The organism is Thermomicrobium sp. (assembly GCF_053493975.1).
The window spans coordinates 16,697-42,171 of the sequence record NZ_JBRBZA010000005.1 but is presented as its reverse complement, the minus strand read 5'-3'; the positions used below and the strand labels follow the sequence as shown (position 1 = coordinate 42,171).

The following is a 25,475-nucleotide window of genomic DNA, read 5'->3' as shown; positions in this document are numbered from 1 at the left end:
CACCGTAGTAAGGAAGCGCTTGGAGGCTTCAGGAACGAACCTGTACAGGAATACGACGGCGCTCCGCTGCTTCTGCCTTCGGCATCCGAATTTCGAGTACGCCATGCTGATACGTAGCCTGTGCTTCGTCTTCACGAACCGGAACCGGAAGCGTGATTGCCCGATAGACACTACCGACGCGTCGTTCGCGGATGTGCCAGGTTCCCTTTGTCTCTTCCCGCTCTTCCTTCGTTTCCGCTCGAATAGTCAGGACGCCTTGTCGGATTTCTACTGAAACATCTTCCGGGCGAAAACCGGGGAGCGAAGCCCGCAAGATGAGTGCGTCGTCAGTCTCCTGTAAATCGATGGGAATACCGAGTTCTTCGCCCCCTCGCCAACGAGCGAGTTCGCTGAACAGGCGGTCGACCCGTTCGCGCATCGTTTCGAGTTCGCGCCAGGGATTCCATGCAGTGATGCTCATGGCACCTTCCCTCCCTCTGTACTGGCCGCCAACCAGCTGATACCGTTCAAAGGATACCGCACAGCGGATGACACGTGAAGATGGGCAAGTCGACACGGCGATCAGGTATGCTGTGTGGCACGATGTATGCCCCGTTCCTGGTGGGGAGTGACACGGGAGGGACAGACGATGCGCATCCGTTATCACGATCTCGGGGTGAGTCAGGACAAGGTGAATCACATCGTCGAGCGGGAAATACGGGTCTTGGAGAAGAAGCTCGCCGACTTGGATGACGACCTCAAGTTGCTCGATATCACGGTCGAGCACTTGCAACGGAGCGATACCTATGTTGCCAAGCTGCATCTTCGGATTCCTGGTCCAGACATCGTGGCGAAGGGTGAGGGGCAAAACCCGGCACAGGCCCTGCGGGATGCTTTTGATGACCTGTACGATGAGCTGGATCGACAACTGGCAAAGTGGCGGAATGAACCCTTCATCCGCCGAGCGCGTATTCACCCAGGCTTGGCACGGCCGCCGGTCGCACCGGTCGAAGAGGAAAGTGCCGGTGAAGGGGAAGAATCGAGGCCGGAGCGTGAGCGATGAGCACGACAGGATCGATGGATACGGAACGGCATCGATTGCTCGCTCGGCTGCGCGAGCATGTCGAGTCTATCGCTCAGCAGGATCGTGATCTGGAGAGTGTGTCGCGACGCGAATGGCTGGCTCACCAACTCGCCGAACAGTACCGGCCATTGCGGCGTTTCGTACGGCGAGAAATCGGCCGCTTCGTCGCTTTCGGGGTCATTCCGTCGGGTGTCCTCGATGAACAGGACGTGACCGATGCAGTGCTTCTGCGAGCGATCCAGCATTGGCGTGAGGCGCCTGAGCGCGGACTCTACCGATGGCTTCGACGGACGGCTCGCCGGGTGGTGCGCCAACTCGTCGAGCAGGAGCGACGTCGGCTCGAGCATGAGCGATCGCTCGAAGAGCCGATCGGGTATCAGGGGGATGAATGGCCCGACCAAGTTGTCCGCCTCATCGATGTTTTAGCTGATCCGACTGCTGATATTCCCGAAGAGGTCGTACTGGCGGAGGAAACGCAGCGGATTCTCGACGAGGCACTAGAGCGCCTGCCGGAAAGCTGGCGCGAGATTTTCCTCTTGAAGGTAGATGGCTGGTCGGACGAGCAAATCGCTCTCGCCGAAGGGGTACCAGTCGAGCGGGTACCGCGGATCATCGAGGCCAGTCGCCAGTTCCTGGCCGATCTTCTCCGCGAGCGCCGGCAAGATCTGGAAGCGTAGACTCGTTGTGCGATCGGGGGCAAGATGAGTCCGACGCGCCTCGAAGTCGCACTTTCGACCGATCTCTATGAATTGACCATGGCGTCGAGCTATCACGTACTCGGTCATGCTGGCCGGGCCGTTTTCAGCCTCTTCGTGCGCAAGTTCCCCGAGAACCGTCACTTCTTCGTGGTTGCCGGAATCACCGAATTATTGGAGCGTCTCGTCGAGCTTCGTTTCGAGGAGGAGGCGATCCGTTTCTTGACGACGCTTCCGGTTTTGCGGCGCAGCTTTGTGGACTCGCTCGTGCACTTTCGTTTTCGGGGCGATATCTGGGCAGTGCAGGAGGGGACAGTCGTCTTCCCAGACGAGCCGATCCTGGAGGTGGAGGCACCGATCGATCAAGCGCAGATCATCGAGACGCTCGTGTTGAATTCTGTTCACTATGCGACGCTCGTCGCAACAAAAGCTGCTCGCTGTGTTCTCGTCGCTCCTGGTAAGACGTTGGTCGATTTCGGCTTGCGACGAACGCCGAGTCTGGATGCTGGGTTGACAGCCGCGCGAGCAGCCTATCTCGCTGGGTTTGCTGCAACGAGTAATGTCTTAGCCGGTGAACGGTATGGCATCCCAGTCAGCGGCACGGTCGCACACTCGTACATCGAGTCGTTCCCATCCGAGCTAGAAGCGTTCCGGGCTTTCGCGCGCACGTATCCTGGTGATCCAATACTTCTCATCGATACATACGACACATTACGCGGAGCCGAACACGCCATCATCGTCGCACGTGAACTCGCTCAGGAGGGACGTCGTGTCCGAGCGGTCCGTTTGGACAGTGGGGATCTGGCTGAACTGAGTCGCTCGGTTCGCGAGATTCTCGATCGTGCGGGATTCCGGGATATTGAGATCTTCGCTAGTGGGGGACTCGACGAGTACGAGATCGCTGAACTGGAAGCGAAGAAGGCTCCGATCGATGGCTATGGGGTAGGCTCCCGGTTGGGAACGTCCGCCGATGCTCCTCTCGCTGACATGGCCTACAAACTAGTCGAGTATGAAGGGCAGCCGGTGCTCAAATTGAGTACGGGTAAGCGAACACTGGTGGGCGCGAAGCAGGTCTGGCGCCGAGTGGGTGTGGATGGTCGTTATGTCGAAGACTTGATCGCGCTGCGTGACGAACCAGCTCCAGGGCCGGACTGGATACCGTTGTTGCGTCCAGTGATGCGAAATGGTGAAGTCGTCGAGACGTCGACGCTCGAGCAGGCGCGGGCTCACCATCGGGAGGAGATGCAGCGGCTCCCGGAATGGATGCGCTCGCTGCGGCCAGTGGAACGGTATCCGGTACGGCTGAGTGAGCGACTGGCCCAGTTGCAGAGCGAGGCAGAGCGACGAGTTCGTTCGCGTGAAGGACTCTGAGCGATGCTGCACCGTGTGCGGCTCGCTCCGGTCACGATCGAGTCGTATCGGGAGGTAGCGCCGACCGAGCAGCTCGATGAACTGGTGCGCCTCGGCAATCGATTGCGTGGCCTTCGGGTGGCGCACATCAATGCGACACCGTATGGCGGTGGAGTCTCGGAATTGTTGCGCTCGAGTGTCGCGTTGGAAATCGCCCTCGGACTGTCGGTCGATTGGCTCGTCATCGCGGGTGACAGTCGGTTTTTCGAGGTTACGAAAGCGCTCCATAACGGCCTGCAAGGAGCCCCGTTCGTGGCTTCTGCCGATGCAGAAGAGGTGTATCTCGTCAACAACCGGGCGAATGCGGCGGGGCTTTCCGTTGACTACGATGTCATCGTCGTCCATGATCCACAGCCAGCAGCGCTGCGAGCATTCGCTCCCCAAGCGGCAACGCGATGGATTTGGCGATGTCATATCGACACATCACAGCCGTATCCGGCCGCCGAGACGTTTCTGCTGCCGTGGCTGGAGGGCTACGACGGGTACGTCTTTACCATGCGCGAGTTCGTCTTGCCGGCCCTTCGGGACCGTACGGTCGACATTTTCCCGCCTGGAATCGATCCGTTGAGTCCGAAGAACCTACCACTGCCAGCCACACTGCGACGGCGCATCCTGGATTGGTACGGCGTCGTGACATCTCGACCGCTGGTCGTCCAGGTTTCCCGTTTCGATCCTTGGAAGGATCCATTCGGAGTGATCCGGGTGTTCCGGCGTGTGCGCGAGGAGATACCGGGTGTCCAACTGACACTCCTCGGGTCCATGGCGCTCGACGATCCCGAAGGTTGGCGCCTGTACGATCGAATCCGCGAGGAAGCGGAGAAGGACCCGGACATTCTGGTCGGAACGAATGTGACCGGCATCAGTTATGTCGAAGTCAATGCTTTTCAGCACTCGGCATGGGTCGTGGTACAAAAATCGATTCGTGAGGGATTTGGATTGGTCGTCAGCGAAGCGATGTGGAAAGAAACTCCAGTGGTCGCTGGCCGTAGCGGCGGGATCGCGCTGCAAATGGCAGACGGAGAAGGAGGCTTCCTCGTCGATCCGCTCGACGAGGATGCTTTCGTCGAACGCGTGTGCGAGCTTCTCCGTAATCGCGAATTGGCACGAGTCGTTGGCCAGCGAGGCCGGGCGCGCGTCCGAGAGAACTTTCTGGTGACCCGATACGTCCGCGATGAGCTCCGGCTCTTCGAGCGACTCGTCGAGCGTCATATCGTTCATACCGAGAGGGGATGACGGGAACATGACGGGATCGAGCGATCGCGACTGGATCGAATCGATGCGTCACAGACTCGAGCAGCGACGCGAGGAATTGGCGAGCCAGCGCCACCAACTCCTGCGCATGCTGGCTGATGAGGGACAGAGCCAAGCGGAAGAGGGGACAGTTGCCACCCACTTGGCCGACGCGGCGAGTGATCTGGTGATGGCCGAATACGATCAGACGATGCTCCGGACCCTGGAAGAGGAGTTGCACGAGGTGCTCGCCGCTCTCGAGCGCATCGAACAAGGGACATACGGCATTTGTATCGATTGCAAACGGCCCATCGAGCGCGAGCGATTGGAAGCCGTGCCGTGGGCTGTTCGCTGCGTGGCTGATCAAGAGCGTTTCGAGCGTGAATTGGAGCGGGCCCGCAGACTACCGTGATTTACTGCAAAAACGCGGTGCGATCGGGAAGATAAGGCGACGACGAACGACGACGGAGTGGGCAGGACAAAACCAGACCGACCCCCAACCCGCCTGCGGTGCCGAGGGCGAAGCCGACGAGAGCGAACATCCAGGTGCGACCGGAGCGCCGAGCCTTCATGCCTCTTCGTTTCCTCTCGCTCACTGGATCACCAAAACTCGCGGTGCACTCGCCCAGTGCTCCTCGAGCCGATAATACGAGCGCTGGTCTGGCGTGAACAGGTGAATGACGACACTTCCATAGTCGAGGATGACCCAGCCGGTCTCGGGCTCGCCTTCTACGCGCAATTGCGTTGCACCTGCCTCCTCGAGTGCCTCGCAGAGATGCGTCACGAGGGCACGCAGCTGGCGCGTGTTGTCGGCAGTGCACACGACGAAGAGGTCGAAGAAGGGGGTGAAGCGCGTGAGGTCAAGTACCTGAATATCCGTTGCCATCGCGTCGGCCGCTGTCTCGGCCGCCAAACGGGCGAGTTCCTGAGGGTTCAATCGAACGGGATCGTGGATCTGCGTCATTCTCACCTCGCTACCTCGAGCAGTCGAAAGCAATCGGTGGGCCTGGTAGGATTCGAACCTACGACCCTGAGGTTATGAGCCTCGTGCTCTGCCGCTGAGCTACAGGCCCCCTTCGTCATTCAATTCTACCGGCACGGGCGATCCAGCGCTAGTTCGCCGTAGTACCATTGCCCGACGATCTGGAGGTGTCGGCCCGTGGATCGGCCGTTCCGTTCGGAGCTTGCATCAGGATCACGTCCTCGCCGCCTGATCATTCCCGCACTGTCTTTGGTTCTGCTCGTCGGGCCATCTGGCTCAGGCAAGTCCACCTTCGCCCAGCGCCATTTCCGGCCGACAGAGGTGCTCTCCTCCGATTTCTTCCGTGCCATGATCACGGACGACGAGGCAGATCAGAGTGCGACGCGTGAAGCTTTCGAGCTCTTGCATCGGGTCGCGGAAGCTCGGCTCCGGCGTGGCCGACTGACGGTGATCGATGCGACGAATACCCGGCGCGATGCCCGTTTGCCGCTGATCGAACTCGCCCGTCGTTATCATGTGCCCTGCGTAGCGATCATCTTCGATTACCCGCTGGAAGCCTATCTCGCACACGATCAGCAGCGGCCTGGCCGGCAGGTTGGACGAGATGTTATCGAGCGGCAATTCGCTCAGCTGGAGGAGAATCGGGCTGCTTTAGTCGAAGAACCGTTCCAACGGCGTTACTGGTTGCGGAGTCCGGAAGAGGCTGGCACCGCACTCGTTGTTCGTCGACCGTTGCCGAGCGATCGACGATGGTGGCGTGGACCGTTCGATATCGTAGGCGATGTGCACGGCTGTTTCGACGAGTTGGTCGAGCTCCTCGAGCGCCTCGGCTACCAAGTTGCGGAGCAACGAAATCGTTCTGGCGAGTTACAGTACTTCGTCGCTCATCCTGGAGGGCGGCGCCTCATCTTCGTCGGAGACTTGGTCGACAGGGGACCGAAAATCGTTTCGGTTCTGCAGCTGGCGATGTCCGCCGTTGCGCGTGGGCGAGCCGCCGCTGTAATGGGCAATCATGATCGAAAGTTGCTCCGCTACTTGGAGGGGCACCAAGTGCGGATCGCGCACGGTTTCGAGGCGAGCGTGGAGCAACTTGCGGTCGAGTCGGAGGATCTTCGGCAACGAGTGCGGCGCTTCCTGCGCAGGCTTCCGCACCATCTCGTCTTGGACGAAGGGCGGCTCGTCGTCGCCCACGCAGGTTTGCCTGCTGAGTACCATGGTCGCGATTCCCCAGTGGTGCGTCGCATCGCTTTGTTCGGGATGACGACCGGAGAGGTGGACGAGCGCGGATTACCGATTCGGCTGAATTGGGCGCTGGAGTATCGCGGGCGCGCGCTCGTGGTCTACGGGCACACGCCGGTGACGGAGCCAGTGTGGATCAATCGAACGATCAATATCGACACCGGTTGCGTATTCGGCCATCGTTTAACGGCTCTACGGTATCCTGAGTTGGAGCTCGTTTCAGTTTCGGCACGGCATGCGTATGCGGTCCCGCCACGCCGGTTGCTCACGCCCGAGGAATTGACGCAGCCCCTGCTCTTACCGTCCGAGGAGTTGGCAGAGCTGCAAGGTGAGGAACTGGTCGAGCAGACGAGTCCTGCCGTTGCCGGGTCACCGGAGTTCCAGCGTGACCGGGCACTCGGAAGCGCCTCCCAGGAATGAGGAAACACGGCGTCGGAGAACGCGAAACGCTGTCCACTCGCTGGACTCGGGGCAGACAGTACTTTGTATTGGACCTCCTTCGGTGATTCATTTTGTTGCGGTATCGAGCGGGTCAAATGAGCGGAGCAGTTCGCCGCTGAGCCTCCGAGTTCGGGTATCGTTTTGCGCGGTCGTCGATCGATGGACGTCTCTCGGAGCGGTTTGCGTTTCCCGAGTGGGACGACGTGGTGGCGGGAAATCGTTCTTCAGTCGATCGATCACTGTGGGAAAGAGCGCGACAACTGGCTGGCTCGTTTCCTCAGACGAATCACGGGTTCGTGTCCTCTTCCGACACGACGCCTAAGCAGGATCCAGGGGTGTCTTTCCCCGCCGAAGGAATGTGGAGATAAGACAGTGCCAACGCACCTTTGCGGTGGTCTTGGGTCGGGCGCTCTTCCCCCGGAGCATCCACTCGATTGGCAGCTTGGCTGCACCTCCTCATCTTCTGGACCGCACTGTGCCCTGGCTCTGGTGAGGCGAGGCGTTGGAGTGGCCCTCGCTGTGTCCTTTCGGGGCGACATGCCAAGTCGGAGCGTGTTCGAGTCGACGACTTGCGTCACTGTCGAGGTTGGCCGCTGGAAACGAAGGTCGCACGAAGGTGAAAAGGTGCCTCGTTTCGCGGCTGAGCGAGAAATGATCAGGCACTGCTGGGGTTGCGATCGGCCATGGCGCGGCAGTTCCGTGGCAGCTCCTCAGCGAGAGTGAAGTCAACCAGCGGCACCAGCGTCCGATGGAGTCGCACCGGTCGAAAAGGGTGAAGGCAATGAGGTATCCGAGAGCAGCGATCGGTCGAGGCGACATTCGCGAAAAACCGGTTGATTCCAGTCGAGCTCGCGGTCAAGAGGAAGCGATCCCGCGAGGTCGCTGTCCGCTCGTGGACGAGGCGAGTCCGGTGTTCGCTGCGCTCTTGCCCCGGGTTCTGGCTGGGACTACAGGAAGTCGTTCGAGGATCGAGTCCCTTGACAGCGCCGGTCCAAATGGCTATACTAAGCAATGCGATGGCGGTCAGTAGCCGCCGGAAGAACAGGCGGAAGTGGCTCAGCTGGTAGAGCACCTCCTTGCCAAGGAGGAGGTCGCGGGTTCGAATCCCGTCTTCCGCTCCAGCGCCCCCATCGAGGGGCGTTTTCTTGTATCTTGCTCGCTCGTCACGGCCCCCCGCGGGGCGCTGTCGTCTTCCGCACTCTGTGGCGGTCCCACTCTGACTATTCGACTCCGTCCCCTGCAGAGTGAGCTGCTCGTGCTCTTCGCTAGAGGTGTCGACTTCGCTTGCCCCCGTTCACTTCGAGAACGAAGTCGACCAAATACTGGTGCCTGGCGCTCTCGTGGCTGCCGGGCTTCAGTTGGTGTCCTCCCTTTCTGACAAGGGCTTCTTCCTTCGAACATTCAGTCGATGAGCCGACAACGAGTGACAGGCGACTCATCTCAGTGCCTGCGACGAATGTCGATGACGCCGCTCTTCGCGACCGTAAGCATGTCGGGGTTCGACGTGACCACCTGCGTGCGGCATGATCCGCTCACCTTCTCGCCCACGCATGTGCCCAGCGGACGCCCATGGGTCTCCCCGGAAGGGGATACTTCCCCGATACTGGTGTGCTGGCATGAGTACCCTCGCGTCGTTCGCGGCGGACTGCTGCCGTCGTGCGGATTCCGGGGGAAGGAGATGATCGCACCGGCACGGTCGTGACTCGCCGAGTGATGAGGAGCGCAGCGCCGTGCGAGCAGCGGTCGAGGTTTTCCGACCCACTCGGTCCTCCCACGATAGTAGAGGGTGAGCACCCATGACACCATTGGAGCGACCTGGTGGCCGCTCGGTGCGGACTCGTCGTTGCTCGACGACGTGCGGTGGGCCTCACGCGTCAATTCGCGTATTGGTTTGCAGTCGCGTTTTTTGAGGAGTCTCACCGAGCAGCAGCAAACGTATTTCAGGAAGCTGCAAGTGCGCCACGCTGAATGGGAGAAGCGCAAGCTAGGCGCAACGACGGACGACTGGAGTCCCGGTGAGTGTGTATCCGCATCCCTCCTCCAGACGGTAGCGGTTCTACCACCAGCGAGCGATGCTGGTGAACTAGTGCGGAATCGACCCGCTAAACGTCAAGGCGGTCAAGAGGGAATGAGCGTGTCTGTTCGCAAAACCGTCGTCCCGACGAGAGGTGCTACTGGCCCGAGCGGCTGATGGTCCAACGGTGTGGCCACTGGTTCTCTACCGGCTCCTATGTGGACGGCGACGAGGCTCGGCGCGATCCTTCTCGCCCCACCAGCGCACGCACCGGCTCCGGCGACCCTCGACCCTGCTGGACGACCATTGGGGGGTGTGCGGACGATCGACGACAGGGCCAGTGCGTGGTCGAGTGGAGGGCGACGGTCAGTCATTGCACGGTAAAGGCCCGCAAACGAAGTGCCCCGGCCGCTGTGGCGCAGCGCCGGGTCGACGGTTCGAACAGGTGTTCGACTCCACCCGTGACCCCACTCGTGACCCCACTCGTGACCCCACTTGCCTCCGGTGGGTGCCGTGCGCGGCACTGGCTACCGAGCCGTTTTGCCAGCCTGGAGACGGTGCGGGGAGCGGGACTCGAACCCGCACGGGAGGGTATCCCTGCCGTTTTTAAGACGGCTGCGTCTGCCGTTCCGCCATCCCCGCTCGATATCGCTGCTCCAAGTATGCTTTGGAATCCGTGGTGCTGGCGAGTGGCGAACTGAACGGAGCGCAGCGGTCGGAGAGTGGAGTATGGCTATGGGGTAAAGCTGTCAGTCGGTTGGTGTCGCCCCACCAGCCGTGTCGTCGACAAGTACTGTGGCAACGTGACAGAGAGAGTGTCGGGCGAGCCCATATCGTATCTGACCGAGTTCCAGCGCTGACTCCTTCGAGGGCTGGGACATCACAGCTTGGGGCGGTAGAGTTCTCTCCCGACCAACGTTCCTGTGCTGAATTACTCGAACCAATGCCCGAAAGCGCTCCGAAACACGAAAACCTCGCTGGTCATGGAGCGGGGACCGGTCGAGCTGTGCGGGCCTTGATCTGGTCCCTCATCCCCAAGCGGTACGAGAGCGTTCTCCTCGGGGATCAGCGAGGGCCAGTACCGCTTACCCGGCGTCAGGGGGCCCAGGACAATCCGGACACCGCGTCGAGACGCTCGGCGCTGAACAGTTTCCGTGGTTCGGTTGACCGTGGGCGGCCATCAGCATCGATGCGGAGCTCGAGTGCATAGACGGCGAATCCGTCCTGTTCCAGTTGCAGGTATGCGATGGCGCGACCGTCCGGTGACCACGTCGGGCTAGCGACGACTCCTGAGTCGGTGATCTGAATCGGCTGCCCACCCATGGCTGGTACGAGGAACAAATCGTTCGATTCACCGTGGCGACCGACATAGACGATCCATTGACCATCAGGGGACCATGCAGGAGCGTATTGCCCGTCACCGCCCTGAACCAATGGAGTCAGATTACCGCTGCGGAGATCGACGATCCAAAGCTCGGTCCGCCTTTGCAGGCCGTCCTCGCGGGTCACACGGTGAATGAACACGATCCGCGTGCCGTCGGGCGAGAACGCCGGCTGATCGACGTTGTCTCCTAGCCGGGTAGACGCTTGGATCAGCTGCGGTGCACCACCCGCACTGGGAATGAGCCAGAGAAAATTCTTCAACGTGTTGCGATCCGAAACGTAAACCAGGCGCTGCCCATCTGGTGACCAAGCAGGACTGAGCGCCCAAACGGCGTTTTGGACGTATTCGTACGAACCGGGCGTGAAGGATGGACGGTTACGCGTCAGTTGGCGAATCTCGCCGGTGACCGTATCTGCAACGTACAGATCCGAATATGCATCGCCCAACCGGACAAAGGCGATGCGTCGTCCATCCGGAGCCCAGCGTGCCCAGGCGGCATCTCCCAGTTGGATCAATCGGCGTGTCTTGCCGTTCTCCCACACTGCGATGTCACCATGCTGGACGAAAAGGATGCGACCATTTGCCGCCGCTGCGATCGCCCTATCCGGCCCCTCGACGGTGTCCCCACAACCGGATGCCAAAAGGGTCGTCGCGAAGAGAACGATCAGGATGAGCAGTCGTACCCGAGTTCTCGGAGCGCTTGCCTGGCTTCTGCTTCCTCGTTCCATGGCCGCCGTTCGTCGCCGTACAGTATGCACTGCTCGTGCCCCTTCCCGAGCAATAAGACGATATCACCCGGACGCGCCCGCCGAAACGCTTCTCGGATGGCAAGGGCTCGATTCTCTACACAAATGAACTGTTCTCCCTCCTGGGCTCCAGCGGCACGTGCTCCCTCCGCGATCTCGGCGATGATGGCATCCGGGTCCTCATGGCGCGGGTCCTCTGATGTGAAGATGGCGAAGTCGGCGAGGCGAGCAGCGATCGCACCCTGCAGCCGGCGCTTGATGCGGTCACGCTCGCCAGCGCTCCCGAAAACGACGAGCACGCGTCCGCGTGCGAGAGAGCGCGCGAGCGGGAGAACGCGCTCGAATGACTTTGGTGTGTGGGCGTAGTCGACGATCACATGGAACGGCTGCCCGCAGTCGATCGGGGTAAAGCGTCCAGGTACCGTCGAGAGTTGCTGGAGTCCGGTGACGATCAGATCCAAGGGTATTCCGAGGAGAATGCCGGATCCTGCGGCAGCGAGTGCATTTTCGACATTCCAGAGACCGAAGAGTCGCAAATGCACATCGGCCACGCGATCGCCATAACGGAGGCGGAAGCTCGTACCTTTGTCAGTAACGCGGGCGTTTTCGGCCGCGAGAACAGCCTTACCAGTCGTCGAGTACCACAGGATCGGTACCGAGCCGGCGAACCGCGCCAGCGACCGTGCTCCCTCGTCGTCAGCATTGAGGACGATTCCACGCGGATAGGCGCGTTCCGGTCGGTTGCGGACGAACTCCAGGAGCCTCCCCTTGGCTCGCCGGTAGTTTTCGATGGTACCGTGGAAATCCAGATGCTCCTGAGTCACATTCGTCACGACAGCGATGTCGAACGGACAGTGATCCAACCGGTGAAGCTCCAACCCGTGACTGGTGGCTTCCACAACAGCCCAGGCGACACCCGTCGCGCGCATGCGGGCCAGGAGTTCCTGGACCTCGAGAGACTCCGGTGTCGTCTGTCTGAAATCGTGGGCTATCAACTCGTCACCGATGCGGAGAGCGACGGTGCCGATGAGCCCGGTTCGATAGCCGGCTGTGCGGAGAATGGCATCGATCAAGAAGGTCGTCGTCGTTTTGCCATCGGTACCAGTGACCCCGATCAGGCCGAGATCAGAAGCTGGATGATCGTAGAAGCGGGCAGCGATGGCAGCGAGTGCGACGCGGGTGTCGGTGACTCGAGCGATGGTGCGCAGGCCTGGCACGTCTGTAGCGGGCCACTCTTCGACGACTGCTGCCACCGCACCACGCGAGGCGGCGTCAGCGAGATAGCGGTGCCCGTCCGTATGCATACCCCGGAGTGCGACGAAAAGACTGCCCGGCGATGCTCGGCGAGAGTCGTAGACAACGCGGGTCACCATGACCGCGTCATCACCGCGCAGCTCAGCAGAAAGGTCCCTGAGCAAATCGTGCAGAGCCGGCATGGAATCACACTCCTAACGGACGGAGTCGGCGCCAAAGCGCCATGACGATCGGTGAGCGGACCAACTCTTGCACACCGGGGTACGTATATGGGCGGCCACCGAATCCGCTCTTGAATCGATAGACACCCCACAACCCACTGCGGACATTGAGGTGCTCATCGTCAGTTTCGGGAGGGGGATCGTCGGTGTCGGGAATCCCCCACAGATCATACCAGCGACAGCCATGTGATCGTGCCCAGTGGAGAGCAGCCCACTGGACAGCGTACGTCGGCATATGTCGTTGCAGTGAGGTCTTCGATGCACCGTAGAGATAGATTGCTTCGTCACCGTAGCGCACAACGAGCGCGGCCGCTGCGAGTTCCCCTGCGTACTCAGCGAACAAGAGCGCTGCGTCTTCACCGAAGAGCGTCAGAAGATCTCGGAAATATTCGATCCGATGGATACCGAAACGATCGCGCTCGGCTGTTTCGCGCAGCAACTCATAGAAGTGCTCGAGTTCGCTAGGGGAGGCGATGCGTGTCGTTACTCCGCGACGGAATGCGAGACGGACGTTGTACCGTGTCTTCGGCTTCATCTGTTCGAGCAATAGGTCGTCATCCCCGACAGGGACTTTGAGCGTCCTTCGTGGTTGGATGACGAAGCGGCTCGGTTTCCAGCCGAGATCTCTGGGAAGGACAGCGAGTCCGGAGGGGTCTTCCGGTTCAGCGAGGACTGCAATGGCGCGATATTGGCGCGCCAGCTGTCGAACAACATGGTGAAATGCTCTCGGCAGCACCTCGGTGAATCCGCTCACCAAGGGTCCGCGGGGGATGTACAAGACGGAGAATGGGGGTACTCGCCGCACGAGGATTTGCGCGAGAGCAATGCTGTCCGCCGCGGTGATCGACAGCCGAAGACACTTCCACCCGTGTCGCTGCTTGAATTCGCCCCAACGCCAGCTCTGCAGCAGCCGACCCCCGCTCGCCAGAACCAGCTGATCCCACTCAGCCGGATCGTCAACGTACCGAATGTGACTCGAACTTACCATGGAGTGGGACGGAGAGGATCGCTCGCGAATACCGCTTCGGCCAATGCTTCTTCGGCGGCATCCCGGACGACCGGATCGGTCGAGCGGGCCAAGCGACGCAAGACATTGGTGGCGAGGGTACCGCCGATACGCCCGAGTGCAGCGATCGCTGCGCCTTGCACTGCGCGGTCAGGGTCAGACGTCAAGGCGATGAGTTCGTCGACCGCTTCCTCTGCGCCCAGTTCCCCACAGGCAGTGGCAGCCTCGTAGCGGTATGCCGGTACTTCGCTTTGCAACTCTTCCAGGAGAACGGGTAGCCAACGTCGATCCAGCGACCGACCCATGGCATACAAGGCACTCACTTTGAGGGCGGGCTCGTCAGACCAGTACGCTTCTTCGATCGCCTCGGTCACTCTCGGATCGTGGGAGTAAACCGCTGCAGATTCGAGTGCACGGCGACGCACTTCGAGCGGTTCACTGCGCTCGAGAAGGGGAAAGAGCGCTGCGCGAAGAGCCAGACTCTCCTCGAGGGGTAACCGACCCAGCACATCGAGTTCGGTGAAGCGACCGAGCGCCTGAGCAAGCGCGGCTCTCACCGAGGGCTCTGATTCTCGGGGCAGGCGATCGAGGAGGCGATGGAGAACAAGCGTGTCTTCTTCCTCCCACAATCCGGCGATGGCGCATTCCCGCACCTGCCGGTCATCATCGTCGAGTGCGATGAGGAACACGTGACGGAAGTTGAGTTCCAGATTGTCTTCAGCCAGTTCCGCCATCATCTGGACGAGGCGACGCCGCGTCGCCACCGGCAGCGTGGGCCAGAGCTGGCGAAGGTGCCGGGCATTTTGGCGAGAGAGATCGGACAGTTTGGCCACGTCGCTTGCCCGCACCTGGTCACGAAGTCGTACCAGAAGCTCGTTAAGGTCGATGTTCGAGTTCCTCGACTGTTGCATACGACTCACCGCCGTGGTGTGTAGTAAAAGAGGTCGGCGACGTCCGGATCAGATTCGAACTGCGGATACTGCCCCGAAGTGAGCAGGTGTCGGATCCGCTCCGCGCTCAAGGGACGCTCGACGTTCACACCAGCGACGAGGTCGTCGAGCGTCGCCATGTAGCGAGGTGCCTCGCTGCTGCCAACATTCTCACCGACTCGCTCGAAGGTGATTTCCAGGACACGCTCGTAGGAGCGACGGGTCCGCTCGTCGAGCGGCTCTTGACCCGCGAAGCGAGGAAAGCGTTGCTCGGTCAAGAGCATGCTGTCTTGCACAGCGCAGAAGTACACCGTCGGGCGAAAGACATACTTCCGCTGCTTTTCGTCGATGGCGAGGAGGCGTCGTTCCTGACGTGAAATAGGAAGGTAGTCGATGATGAATCGTCCTGGCTCCTCAGCTCGTTCCAGGGTGATGAGGGCTCCGGCGACGAGATTGGCAGCGAAAAACTGCTCGAATCCGAAGAGGAATCCACCGCGGTTCGTCGTCGGATAGCGCAATTCGACGTAAAACGTCTCGTGTGTTTGTGGGGCCTCGAAACGAAGGAGTGCCCGTGTCTGATCCGGGAGGACACGTGGTGGAAGGACGGGCGCGATCGTGCTGTCATACGGAAGGACACCGTAGTAGTGCTCATAGAATGTCAGAACATGGTCGACGACGCTCTCTGTTCCTGGCTGAATGGCCTCGCTGGACTCCAGGAGATAGCGAAAATCTTGGCCGAGATCAGCAACCTTCCGCTTCGGCGGGATGACAGGATTGACTTCGCGCACTGTCCAGGCATGTGCGCCTGGTACGCCCACGAACTCGAATCCCTCTTCACTTATCAGACGCGCGTCGAGAGCGAGTTGTCGCAGAGCATAATCCGGCGTGCCAGGGCGCACATCGAAGAGGACCTCGAGAATTTCCTGGTCGGTCAGTGGTTCTCCTCGCTCGACAATGTATTCCCGGATCCGACGAACATCGCCACGAGAGAGACTCGGGACGATCCGCGCGATCGCCCAGAGGTCAGCGAAGCCAACGACGTCGGAACGGTTACTGAGTGCCATCCGAATCGCGACTGCCAGTTCGTCATCGGAGAGTTCTGCGATGTCTTCGATGACCGTGACAGTAGTCGCAGCAGGTGCGACGACTTGCTCGGGCGCCTCTTCTTCGGCTAGTGCTGCAATTTCGCGCTCCGCGACCGGGGCTGCCTTTTCCGCGGGCATGCGCGTCTTGGTTGTTGTCAATACCTCGGGTGGTGGCTCGAGAAAACGTCGCGGTAACTGATGAGCGGTATCGATGAGCGCTTCCGGCGGTAGTGGCGGACGACCAGCGCGCGTCGTGGCGACGATGATCTGACCATCTTGAGCGGTCTCGAGAGCGAACACGTGATCATTCGCCGCCAGAGCTATTCGCAGTCGTTCGGCCCATTCGGCGACCGATCCACCTGCTTCCGTTTCGGCAAAGTGGGTAGCGAGTGTCTCGACTGGCACGCGAATCGGGGCATGTGTGGGATAAAAGCGAGCCGTCGCACGCAAGAGCGCGAAGACACGGCGAGCGAGGTCGCGATCCTCCTCGGAACCCCGGAATTCGATTTCGGGAAGGGTCTGCACGTTCGTCTCGTCACTCACTCGCGTACTCCCCGTTTCGACGCGCGTCAGCTCGATTGCAGACGCTCACGAAGCAGCCGGACGAGTTCTTCGGTCGTCGCCGGTCGACCGAGTTCGCGGAGCAATTCGATCAGTCGTTCTTGAATCTTCGGGCTCAAGATGCGAGCGGACACGATACCTCCCTCCAGCCATGCCAAATAGTGAGGATAACAGTGTTCGGGCCGTCTCGGCAACCGACTTACCTCTACGGTGGCATTTGACCGGTGAGACGCTGAAGACGTCCTGGTTGGGCGAAAGCTGTTCGATCCTCGGTCATGCACCGAAGTCGGTCGTTCCCGTGCACAGGGAGAAGGAGCTAGCCGAGCATCCCGGTAACCGCCTGCCGTACGGTCGTTCCCGTGCACAGGGAGAAGGATCGGGTCCGGTTGGGGGCGTCCTAACTGGGCGTAATCTCCTGTGCTGATGCCTTGGGCAGTTCGGCAGGCGTTCGAGTCGAACAGGCGAAGATCGGTCGAGATTCGCTGCTCGCAAGGCGGAGTACGTCTCCTCGGAAAACGGAAAACCTTTCGTTTTCGACAGAACCATAGGATTATGGCAAGTACGGTAGTCTCCAGCTGATCATCGAGCTCGAGGCGTTCCTCCGATCGTTTGCAGATCGCGCTCGCTTCTGCGACTTGTCGCTACGTCGGCATCGTTCGGGCCGGAGGCAGACGGTGTCTTCGTTGCGCAGTCGTACGGGTGATGCCGACTCACGTGCGGGCCAAGGCGAGTGCGACGGCTCCGATTACTGGAGCGTCCGGACCGAGTTCGGCCAGAGCAAGGCGGACGCGGCGTAGGGAGGCGGGATACGCATATTGACGGACACGCGCCTGCAAAGGTTCCAAGAGACGAGTACCTGCTTCGGCTACCGGTCCGCCGATGATCACAGCTTCTGGATTCAGCGTGGCGATGAGGGAGGCGATGGCGAGTCCGAGCATCTGAATCGTATCGTCGAGAATGCGCTGAATCGTCGGACTCTCCGGTGCGCGCTCGAATAGAACGCGAGCTGTGATCGGTCCACCGAGGAGCCGATGAGCTGGATCATCCGGGTAGACAACGAGGGCTTCCCAGACGCGAGCAACGAGAGCTGGCTCGGCAACATACGCTTCCAAATGCCCCGGCTTGCCGCAGGAGCAGAGTGGTCCACCAGCTGTGACGACCATGTGACCGATCTCTCCAGCGGTACTCGTGGCACCGTAGACGAGCCGTCCATCCACGATGATGCCTCCGCCGACTCCCGAGCCGAGGTGGAGATAAATGACTGTTTGACAGCCACGAGCGGCGCCGAAGACTGCCTCGCCGAACGCGGCGGCCCGTGCATCGTTCTCGAGCACGGTCGGCACGCGCAGCTGCTCTTCCAGCAAGGCGACGAGCGGAAAGTGCTCGAATCCGGGCGACCGTGGCGAAAGGATGGTGACGCCCCGCTCGGGATCCACTGGTCCACCGAACGCGACGCCGGCAGCCTTCAAGTCTGCTGGCGGAAGGCCAGCGCGCCCAAGTGCGACTCGAGCCAGCTCGACGAGTCGATGGACGACACGCGGGGCGTCGAGATTGTTGAGGGGTTCCGATGCTTCCCCGAGAATCTGTCCCCTTCCGTCAGCGACGACAGCGCGGATGATTCCACCAGCGATGGCGAAGCCGTACACTCGATCCTGTGAACCGGGTGGCCTCGCGCGAAAACGTCGAACAGTGAGATCGTTCATGTGGTCGGACCTCTGCCGTGGGTTCGGCGCTCAGAACAAGCGCTGTATCCTACCACTCATGGACCCCCGAGGGGAAGAGCAAGATGGCGGAAGGGCAACACGTTCTCAGGATAGAAAGCAGTCGAAACGACTTCGTGATCGGGCTCGGCTTTGCAGTTGCTGGGGTTTTCGCTGTCTCGACGAGTGCTGTACTCATACGGCTCGCCGGGTCGGTCAGCGCGTTCGAAATCGCTTTCTGGCGTCTTGTCGTGGCGACGCTCGCTTTGGTGCCGGTCGCGCTGGTGACTCGCACGTTGGGAGCACTGCGGTCGCTCGGCTGGTCCCGGCTGGCGATCTACGGATCGACGCTGGCGGTGCACTTCGTGGCGTACAATGCTGCACTGCAATTCGCGCCGGTCGCGCATGTGTTGCCCTTGCTCTATACGTCCACGATCATGCTCGCCATTCTCTCGGCGTTGCTGCTGAAGGAGTCGCTGAGACCGCGCCAGATCGTGGGCATCGTGATCGTCCTTTCGGGAGTCGTCGTTCTTACCGGGTTCGAGCCGCGCTTTGGGTTACGAATCGCTATCGGCGATGGGTTGGCCCTCCTCTCGGCTGCCGCGTACGCGGCCTATTCTCTCGTTGGTCGTCGCGAGCGGGCGCGCGTTCCGCTCCTCGCCTATGCGATCGCTGTGTACGGATCAGCTGCCGTGTGGGTCTTTCCTTTTGCGCTCCTGGCAGCACTCGGGGCGGAAACGGGCGTTGCTCGTTATGACTGGGAGGTGGTCGTGGCGCTCCTCGGGCTGGGGTTGATACCGAATACACTCGGTCACACGCTGTACAACGCGAGTGTCCGCCGATTGAACGCTGCGATCGCCAACGTTATTTACACGCAAGAGATAACGGGTGCGATTCTCCTAGCCTGGCTGATCCTCAGCGAGGTGCCGGGTATCAATGCGGTAGTAGCGGCGCTCATCATGCTGGTTGGGATTCTTCTCGTACTGCTTCCTTAAATTCCCGCGGCTAACATGGCCGCAGCGATCAATGGATCGTACAGCTCGACCGTTACCTCCGAGCCGACCGGGGCTTCCGACCACTCTTCGGGAATGACCGCGAGGCAGTTCCCGTGCACCAAGCCGCTGAGAATGCCTGAGCCCTGTTGCGGGATCGGGGTCACCCAGAGTTCGCCAGATCGTCGATGAAGCAGCGCACGAACGAAATGACGTCGTCGTCCGCGATTTTCCACCGGTTTCGTCAAACGCGCCCTCACGCGAACCGGCTCGAGATCTGTTCGTCCGAGGAGGCGCAGGATCGCTGGCCGAGCGAACTGCAGGAAAGCGACGACTGCTGCGACTGGATTACCAGGCAGCGCTAAGACCGGGGTATCTGCTACGAAACCGAATGCCATCGGCTTGCCTGGTTTGATGCGCACTTGCCAAATTTCGAAGCGTCCGCGCGCACGCAGGAACTCTTTGATTCGGTCATAGTCACCCTGTGACACACCGCCCGAGGTGAGGATCAGATCGGCGTCAGCGGCGTACTGGAGGTGTCGTGCGACATCCTCTTCTCGATCGGCAGCAATGCCGATCAGTTTGGGTAGCCCACCGGTCTGCTGGACGAGGGCGGCGAGAACTGTGCTGTTGCTATTGCGAATCTGGCCAGGCTCGAGCGGCCATTCGATCGGCACAACCTCGTCGCCAGTGGCGAGGATAGCGATCCGTGGGCGCGGATGAACGAGAACCCAGGAGTAGCCGAGGGAAGCGAGAAGCCCGAGGTGAGCTGGTCCGAGAACGGTTCCTGGTTCGAACACGACGGACCCGGCACGAATATCTTCCCCCGCGCAGCGCACGTTTTCTCCCGGGGCGATTTCTCGCCGAATACGGACGACGCCACGTGTCCGAATCGTGCTGGGTGTGTCCGACTCGTCCGTGTCCTCGAACCGTACGACCGCATCGGCGCCCGGTGGGAGAACGGCGCCGGTCATAATGCGGATGGCCATGCCGGACTCGATGCGGAGCGGGGATGCTTCGTCGGAGAACCCGCGCGGAACGGGGCTTCCGGCGGGTGCTTCACCGATGACCCGCAGCTCCGCCGGACGATCAGGGCAGGCACCGCGCGTGTCGCTCGCGCGAACCGCGTAGCCGTCCATGGCGGAATTGGTGAATGGCGGGATACTTTCCCGAGCGATGATCGGTTCAGCGAGGACCAAGCCCAAGGCATCCAGCAGCGGAGTGCGTCGCGGTGGGAGCGGTGCGAAACACGCGAGGATACGTTCGCGCGCTTCATCGACGCTCAACATCGTTTGGGTCGTGCCGGAGGGATCGTGCGAAGGCTGCATAGAGATCGTTCCCCTCGGTCGCCTGCTGTCAAGTCAGTTGCTTCATCGCTCGAACCAGTTCGCGCACCGCATTGGCCGATCGATGCAGGGCGGCCCGTTCCTCATCGGTCAACTCGATTTCGATGATTTCTTTGACACCGCCGGCACCGAGCTTGATCGGAACCCCGACATAGAGGTCATGGATCCCGTACTGACCGGTCAGATACGTGCTCGCAGCCAAGACGCGATTCGCGTCGAGAAGGACGGCCTCGACCATCTCGGCAACCGACGCAGCTGGTGCGTAAAATGCACTCGTTCCTAACAGGCGAACGATCTCTCCACCACCGTCGCGCGTCCGCTCGACGATCGCCTGGATGCGATCGGCGGGGATGAGTTGCGTGATCGGGATGCCCGAGACGGTCGTGTAGCGGGGCAGCGGAACCATCGTATCACCATGACCGCCGAGTACCATCGCGTGGATATCGCGCGGGGAGACACCGAGCTCGAGCGCGATGAAGGCTCGGAAGCGGGCGGCGTCTAGGACACCAGCCTGACCGACGACGCGAGCTGGAGGAAAACCGGAGGCTTCCAAGGCGACATGGCACATGGCGTCGAGCGGGTTGGTCACCACGATGATGACGGCATCGGGTGACAATGGTGCTGCCTGTTCGGTGACGCTCCGAACGATGTTCATGTTGACGCGAAGGAGATCATCGCGGCTCATGCCAGGCTTGCGCGGCGAGCCGGAGGTGATGACGATCACGTCCGATCCAGCTGTCGCATCATAGCTGTTGCTGCCGACGATTTGGCAATCATAACCCAGAACCGGTCCAGCTTCGAACAAGTCGAGCGCTTTGCCCTGAGGGAGATTCTCCACGATGTCCACGAGCACGATATCGGCGATGTTCCGGGAAGCGAGATATTGTGCGGTGGTCGCACCGACAGCACCGGCACCGATAATGGAGACCTTGCGTCGCATCCGCTATACCCCTCTTTTGGACTTCTCCGATCCCAACGGTCTTCGCTGAGCGTATCCTAACACACAGCGGAATCGGCTCGTGGGATACAATCGCTCGGAGGCGGCACCTCGCTCACGGATGGTGAAGGGGTCGCAGGTGGTCAAACGGATCGCGCTCATCGGGCTGAGTGGGTCAGGGAAGACGTCGATCGCGCCGCTCGTCGCGGATGTGCTCGGCTGGCGTGCCGTGGATACTGATCGGATGGTCGAAGAGCGTTTCGGTGTGCCGATCGCGGAGATCTTCGCGCGGTACGGCGAGAGTGTTTTCCGAGCAGCGGAGCGAGACGCCCTACTGCAGGCGTCGCAGTCCGAGCACGTAGTGATCGCCACCGGCGGCGGGATCGTATTGGATGATCGGAACTGGATTCCCTTGCGTACCGAGACGGCCGTGGTGCACTTGCGTGCACGGATCGAGACATTGGTGGACCGTTTGCACCGCCAGTATGAAGGAGAACGGCAGTCGACGGTTCGGCCGCTGCTTGCCGGCGACACGGCTGCAAAACTGCAGGAGCTCTGGCAGCGACGGCGAGCGCTCTACGAGCAGGCCGATGTCGTCATCGACACCGATGATGAGGCGCCGCAGGCGATTGCACGACGAATCGTGGAGGCAGTTCGAGAACTGGAGGAGCGAGGAAGCGTACCGTTCCGCGCTCTGCCCAGTGCTGCTGGTCGTTCCGAGCTCTACGTGGCTTCCGGTATTTTGAGGAGGCTCGGCGAGTTGGTGCGACGGCGCTGGCCCAAGGCTCGGCGCGCCTTTCTCGTGAGCGATGAGGAAGTTGCACGATACTGGGGCGCAAGCGCCCGAGCGTCACTGACTGCTGCTGATTTCGATGTCGTGGCGACCGCTATTCCCCCGGGAGAGCGGTCGAAGTCGCTCGTGACCGTGACATCGCTGCTGGACTGGATGCTGACGGCCGGCATCGAACGTTCCGATGTCGTCGTGGCACTCGGGGGGGGAGTGGTCGGTGATGTTGCCGGTTTTGCGGCTTCGATCGTCCTCCGTGGTGTCGCGTTCGTGCAAGTGCCGACGAGCCTTCTGGCGATGGTCGATGCGAGCGTCGGCGGAAAGACGGGGGTCGATCATCCGCTCGGGAAGAACCTTATCGGGACTTTTTACCAGCCGCATCTAGTGGTTGCGGATCCAGACGTGCTCGCGACGCTTCCGGCCGAGGAGCGTCGCTCCGGGTGGGCTGAAGTGGTGAAACATGCGATGATCGAGTGCACCGCGACCGAGACGCACGAGCCGCGGCTGCTGACCATGCTCGCCCAGCGGTCGTACGACGCTTGGTGGCAGGATACCCAGTCACTCGCTCGGCTCATTCGGCAGAACATCCATATCAAGGCGAGCGTTGTCGCCCGTGATGAACGCGAATCCGGACTGCGCCGGATTCTCAACTATGGTCACACCCTGGGCCATGCAATCGAGGCGACGAGTGCGTATCGGTTGCGGCATGGCGAGGCGATCGCAGTGGGTATGCGGGCGGTCGCTCGCATCGCGCAGCGACTGGACTGCTGTCGTGCCGATCTCGTCAGGTTGCAAGACGAACTCCTGGATCAGGCTGGGTTGCCGCGCGTGGTCGATCTTCCTCTCGCCGATGTGCTCGGGCGTCTTCGCTACGACAAAAAGGCCGAGGGGGGCAACCTGACGTGGATTCTGCCTCGCGCACCAGGTCACGTCGAGGTGCGCCGCGACGTACCCATGAGCGTGATCGAGGACGTCTGCCGAGCACTGCTGCTGGGCGAATCGAGGATCGTGAGCGGGAGTGGTGCCGGGGGAGAACGATGACGGATGCGCCGGGCGAATGGCGACCGCTTCACTGGACTGGAGAGTCGCTCGTCATCGTGGATCAAACCGCTCTTCCGGATGAAGAGCGGCTTTTCGAGTGCCGAACGATCGATGACGTGGCGGCAGCAATCCGGGAGATGCGCGTCCGTGGGGCACCTGCCATCGGCATCAGCGCAGTCGCAGGGCTCGCTCTCGCGGTGCAGCGTGCAGCGCGAGAGGGGGGCGATTGGCGTCGAGCATTGTCCGCTGGAGAGGGGTTATTGAAGAGTACGCGGCCGACCGCCGCCGATCTCTTTCATGGTCTGCATGTGGCTCGGCAGCGCGTGGCAAGTGCGGTGGATGCCGCGGAAGCAGCCGGTCTTCTTGGCCAACTCGTGCAGGAACTCTTGGATCGGCAATGGGCCATCGATCGGGCACTCGCCGAATACGGCGCCGGACTTTTGCGTTCTGGAACGCGCGCGCTTACACACTGCAACACCGGAGCATTGGGAACAGGAGCGTTCGGAACCGCGCTCGGCATCATTCGGCGCGCGTACGAACTCGGTCGTTTGGAGCATGTCTGGGTCACGGAAACTCGCCCACGCTTGCAGGGAGCACGATTGACCGTGTGGGAGCTCCGCCGGTGTGGAATACCGCATACGCTCATCGTGGACGGTGCGGCACCGTTCCTGCTCTCTCGACGTGAGGTGGATGCCGTGCTCGTCGGTGCGGATCGTGTCGCGGCGAATGGGGACGTTGCCAACAAGATCGGTACACTCGGCCTCGCGGTGGCTGCGGAGCGGTTTCGCGTTCCGTTTTACGTGGCTGCTCCGCTTTCGACTTTCGATCCAGAGACGCCGGATGGAAACGCCATCCCGATCGAAGAGCGCGATCCGGCTGAAGTGTTACGCTTGAAAGGAGTGTGGATCGCACCGGTGGACACGCCGGTCCGGAATCCCGCATTCGATGTGACACCACACTGGCTCGTCACGGCGCTCATCACTGAGCGCGGCGTCATTCCGGCGCCCGATAGGAGAAAGATCGCGAACTTTCTCGCCACGAGCGGTCCAGGGGTATCGGTCGAGGCAGGGCAAACAGGATGGGACGAACGGTGAGCAGGCGAGTGATACCGTACGATATCGCTGATCTCACTCTGGCTGAACAAGGAAAGAAGCGCATTGCTTGGGCAGCGCGGGAGATGCCTGTTCTGCGCCTCCTTCGTGAACGATTCGAACGGGAACGTCCGCTCGAGGGCCTGAGAATCGTTGCCTGTGTCCATGTCACGACCGAGACGGCGAATCTCGCGTACACGTTGCGTGCTGCTGGTGCAACACCGGTGATCTGCGCGAGCAACCCGCTCTCGACGCAGGACGATGTCGCTGCTGCATTGGTTTCTGACGGCTTTCATGTTTACGCCCGTCGTGGCGAGGACGCCGAGACATATTACCGACACATCAACTGGGCTCTCGATCATGAGCCGCATCTGATCATCGATGATGGTGCGGATGTGGTCACGACCGTACACCGCGAGCGACGCGATGTCCTGCAGACCGTGATCGGTTCGACCGAAGAGACGACGACTGGCGTCATCCGGTTGCGGGCGTTGGCGCGCGACGATTTGCTGGCGTTTCCCGCGATCGCAGTCAACGATGCTATGACCAAGCACTTGTTCGATAACCGGTACGGCACAGGGCAGAGCACGATCGATGCTATCCTGCGCGCGACGAACCTGCTCCTGGCTGGCAAGACAGTGGTGGTCGTGGGTTATGGCTGGTGTGGGCGCGGTATCGCGCTCCGCGCGCGGGGGATGGGCGCGCACGTCATCGTGACGGAGGTCGACCCGGTTCGGGCTCTCGAGGCCGTCATGGATGGGTACCGAGTGCTGCCGATGCGGGAGGCAGCACGGGCAGGAGACCTTTTCGTGACGGCGACGGGAAATCGGCACGTAATCGACCGCGAACACTTTCTCGTGATGAAGAATGGGGCGATCGTCTGCAATGCGGGGCACTTCAACGTGGAAATCAATCTCGAAGCACTGGCCGAAATGGCAGTCGAACGCGTGTCGCATCGGCCCTATGTCGAGGAATACGTTCTGCCTGATGGGCGCGCGATCGTCGTCCTCGCCGAGGGTCGTCTCGTGAATCTCGCGGTTGCTGAGGGACATCCGGCTAGTGTCATGGACATGAGCTTTGCCAACCAGGCGCTCGCCTGCGTGTACCTCGCTCAGCGTGGACGGCAACTCCCGGCTGATGTCTATCCAGTTCCGGCAGAAATCGATCGCGAAATTGCGCAGCTCAAGCTCGAGAGTATGGGCATCGCCATCGACCGATTGACACCGGAACAAGAGGCCTATCTCGTGTCCTGGCAGCATGGGACATGACGGCGATGAGCGCTACACCCGGTGCGATGTGACGAAGTGAAGGGGTTGGGAAC

Annotated in this window: 21 protein-coding genes and 3 tRNA genes; 11 read left to right on the top strand and 13 right to left on the bottom strand. The window is 61.2% G+C overall.

From position 1 onward, the window contains the following. Positions 1-28: 28 nt before the first annotated feature. Positions 29-460: an Hsp20/alpha crystallin family protein gene (locus ACWIVK_RS00610; protein WP_448574605.1), complete on the bottom strand. Its 432-nt coding sequence runs from the start codon at positions 458-460 to the stop codon at positions 29-31. A 168-nt stretch (positions 461-628) separates the two neighbouring features. On the opposite strand from ACWIVK_RS00610, the gene ACWIVK_RS00605 reads away from it, so the two are divergent. Genes ACWIVK_RS00605 through ACWIVK_RS00585 form a run of 5 tightly spaced genes read left to right on the top strand, consistent with a single transcriptional unit; the run spans position 629 to position 4,810 of the window. After that, on the top strand, positions 629-1,042 hold the full coding sequence (locus tag ACWIVK_RS00605) for an HPF/RaiA family ribosome-associated protein (protein ID WP_448574604.1): 414 nt from the start codon (positions 629-631) through the stop codon (positions 1,040-1,042). Next, positions 1,039-1,740 (top strand): RNA polymerase sigma factor, encoded by a 702-nt coding sequence (locus ACWIVK_RS00600; protein ID WP_448574603.1) that lies wholly within the window; start codon positions 1,039-1,041, stop codon positions 1,738-1,740. The genes ACWIVK_RS00605 and ACWIVK_RS00600 overlap by 4 nt, the downstream gene beginning before the upstream one ends. Positions 1,741-1,764: 24 nt before the next feature. After that, positions 1,765-3,129 carry a nicotinate phosphoribosyltransferase gene (locus tag ACWIVK_RS00595; RefSeq protein ID WP_448574602.1) on the top strand — a complete coding sequence of 455 codons (1,365 nt, stop codon included), beginning with the start codon at positions 1,765-1,767 and terminating at the stop codon, positions 3,127-3,129. 3 nt (positions 3,130-3,132) lie between these two features. Next, a complete protein-coding gene (locus ACWIVK_RS00590; RefSeq protein WP_448574601.1) occupies positions 3,133-4,401 on the top strand; it encodes a glycosyltransferase in 1,269 nt (422 codons plus the stop codon). 7 nt (positions 4,402-4,408) lie between these two features. Further along, positions 4,409-4,810, top strand: a complete 402-nt coding sequence (locus ACWIVK_RS00585) for a TraR/DksA C4-type zinc finger protein (protein ID WP_448574600.1) — start codon at positions 4,409-4,411, stop codon at positions 4,808-4,810. Between the two features lie 180 nt (positions 4,811-4,990). Here ACWIVK_RS00585 and rsfS read toward each other — a convergent pair whose 3' ends face one another. Together rsfS and ACWIVK_RS00575 are read right to left on the bottom strand one after the other, a co-directional pair. Continuing rightward, positions 4,991-5,362 (bottom strand): ribosome silencing factor, encoded by a 372-nt coding sequence (gene rsfS / locus ACWIVK_RS00580; protein ID WP_448574599.1) that lies wholly within the window; start codon positions 5,360-5,362, stop codon positions 4,991-4,993. 37 nt (positions 5,363-5,399) lie between these two features. Then, a tRNA-Ile gene (locus ACWIVK_RS00575) sits at positions 5,400-5,471 on the bottom strand. Positions 5,472-5,557: 86 nt separating this feature from the next. Here ACWIVK_RS00575 and ACWIVK_RS00570 point away from each other — a divergent pair. Both ACWIVK_RS00570 and ACWIVK_RS00565 read left to right on the top strand, forming a co-directional pair. Then, on the top strand, positions 5,558-7,039 hold the full coding sequence (locus ACWIVK_RS00570; RefSeq protein ID WP_448574598.1) for an AAA family ATPase: 1,482 nt from the start codon (positions 5,558-5,560) through the stop codon (positions 7,037-7,039). 1,066 nt (positions 7,040-8,105) lie between these two features. Further along, a tRNA-Gly gene (locus tag ACWIVK_RS00565) sits at positions 8,106-8,181 on the top strand. Between the two features lie 1,451 nt (positions 8,182-9,632). Here ACWIVK_RS00565 and ACWIVK_RS00560 read toward each other — a convergent pair. The 8 genes from ACWIVK_RS00560 to ACWIVK_RS00525 all read right to left on the bottom strand — a co-directional run bounded on the left by ACWIVK_RS00560 (position 9,633) and on the right by ACWIVK_RS00525 (position 17,963). Further along, positions 9,633-9,716, bottom strand: a tRNA-Leu gene (locus ACWIVK_RS00560). A 453-nt stretch (positions 9,717-10,169) separates the two neighbouring features. Then, positions 10,170-11,186: an LpqB family beta-propeller domain-containing protein gene (locus ACWIVK_RS00555; protein ID WP_448574597.1), complete on the bottom strand. Its 1,017-nt coding sequence runs from the start codon at positions 11,184-11,186 to the stop codon at positions 10,170-10,172. Next, the gene (locus tag ACWIVK_RS00550; protein WP_448574596.1) at positions 11,123-12,640 is read right to left on the bottom strand and encodes a UDP-N-acetylmuramoyl-L-alanyl-D-glutamate--2,6-diaminopimelate ligase; all 1,518 of its coding nucleotides are present in this window, start codon (positions 12,638-12,640) and stop codon (positions 11,123-11,125) included. Before ACWIVK_RS00550 ends, ACWIVK_RS00555 begins: the two co-directional genes overlap by 64 nt. A gap of 4 nt (positions 12,641-12,644) precedes the next feature. Beyond that, entirely contained in the window at positions 12,645-13,667 is a 1,023-nt protein-coding gene (locus ACWIVK_RS00545; protein WP_448574595.1) for a lipid II:glycine glycyltransferase FemX, read from the bottom strand. Then, positions 13,661-14,596, bottom strand: a complete 936-nt coding sequence (locus ACWIVK_RS00540) for a HEAT repeat domain-containing protein (protein ID WP_448574594.1) — start codon at positions 14,594-14,596, stop codon at positions 13,661-13,663. Before ACWIVK_RS00540 ends, ACWIVK_RS00545 begins: the two co-directional genes overlap by 7 nt. Positions 14,597-14,601: 5 nt before the next feature. After that, entirely contained in the window at positions 14,602-16,242 is a 1,641-nt protein-coding gene (locus tag ACWIVK_RS00535) for a hypothetical protein (RefSeq protein ID WP_448574593.1), read from the bottom strand. 26 nt (positions 16,243-16,268) lie between these two features. After that, the gene (locus ACWIVK_RS00530) at positions 16,269-16,454 is read right to left on the bottom strand and encodes a hypothetical protein (protein WP_448574592.1); all 186 of its coding nucleotides are present in this window, start codon (positions 16,452-16,454) and stop codon (positions 16,269-16,271) included. A 516-nt stretch (positions 16,455-16,970) separates the two neighbouring features. After that, entirely contained in the window at positions 16,971-17,963 is a 993-nt protein-coding gene (locus ACWIVK_RS00525) for an ROK family protein (RefSeq protein WP_448574591.1), read from the bottom strand. A gap of 83 nt (positions 17,964-18,046) precedes the next feature. Here ACWIVK_RS00525 and ACWIVK_RS00520 point away from each other — a divergent pair, with 83 nt between their 5' ends. Then, positions 18,047-18,955: a DMT family transporter gene (locus ACWIVK_RS00520; protein WP_448574590.1), complete on the top strand. Its 909-nt coding sequence runs from the start codon at positions 18,047-18,049 to the stop codon at positions 18,953-18,955. Here the strand turns inward: ACWIVK_RS00520 and ACWIVK_RS00515 are convergent. Continuing rightward, positions 18,952-20,241, bottom strand: a complete 1,290-nt coding sequence (locus tag ACWIVK_RS00515) for a molybdopterin molybdotransferase MoeA (protein ID WP_448574589.1) — start codon at positions 20,239-20,241, stop codon at positions 18,952-18,954. The genes ACWIVK_RS00520 and ACWIVK_RS00515 overlap by 4 nt on opposite strands. 67 nt (positions 20,242-20,308) lie before the next feature. Continuing rightward, positions 20,309-21,238 carry a malate dehydrogenase gene (mdh, locus tag ACWIVK_RS00510; RefSeq protein WP_448574588.1) on the bottom strand — a complete coding sequence of 310 codons (930 nt, stop codon included), beginning with the start codon at positions 21,236-21,238 and terminating at the stop codon, positions 20,309-20,311. A gap of 136 nt (positions 21,239-21,374) precedes the next feature. Between mdh and aroB the strand changes: the two genes are divergently transcribed. From aroB to ACWIVK_RS00495, 3 genes are read left to right on the top strand one after another with little or no spacing between them, the layout of a single operon-like run. Further along, positions 21,375-23,063 carry a 3-dehydroquinate synthase gene (gene aroB / locus ACWIVK_RS00505; RefSeq protein ID WP_448574587.1) on the top strand — a complete coding sequence of 563 codons (1,689 nt, stop codon included), beginning with the start codon at positions 21,375-21,377 and terminating at the stop codon, positions 23,061-23,063. After that, positions 23,060-24,157, top strand: a complete 1,098-nt coding sequence (gene mtnA, locus ACWIVK_RS00500) for an S-methyl-5-thioribose-1-phosphate isomerase (protein WP_448574586.1) — start codon at positions 23,060-23,062, stop codon at positions 24,155-24,157. The genes aroB and mtnA overlap by 4 nt, the downstream gene beginning before the upstream one ends. Beyond that, positions 24,142-25,422 carry an adenosylhomocysteinase gene (locus ACWIVK_RS00495; RefSeq protein ID WP_448574585.1) on the top strand — a complete coding sequence of 427 codons (1,281 nt, stop codon included), beginning with the start codon at positions 24,142-24,144 and terminating at the stop codon, positions 25,420-25,422. The genes mtnA and ACWIVK_RS00495 overlap by 16 nt, the downstream gene beginning before the upstream one ends. Positions 25,423-25,475 lie beyond the last annotated feature (53 nt).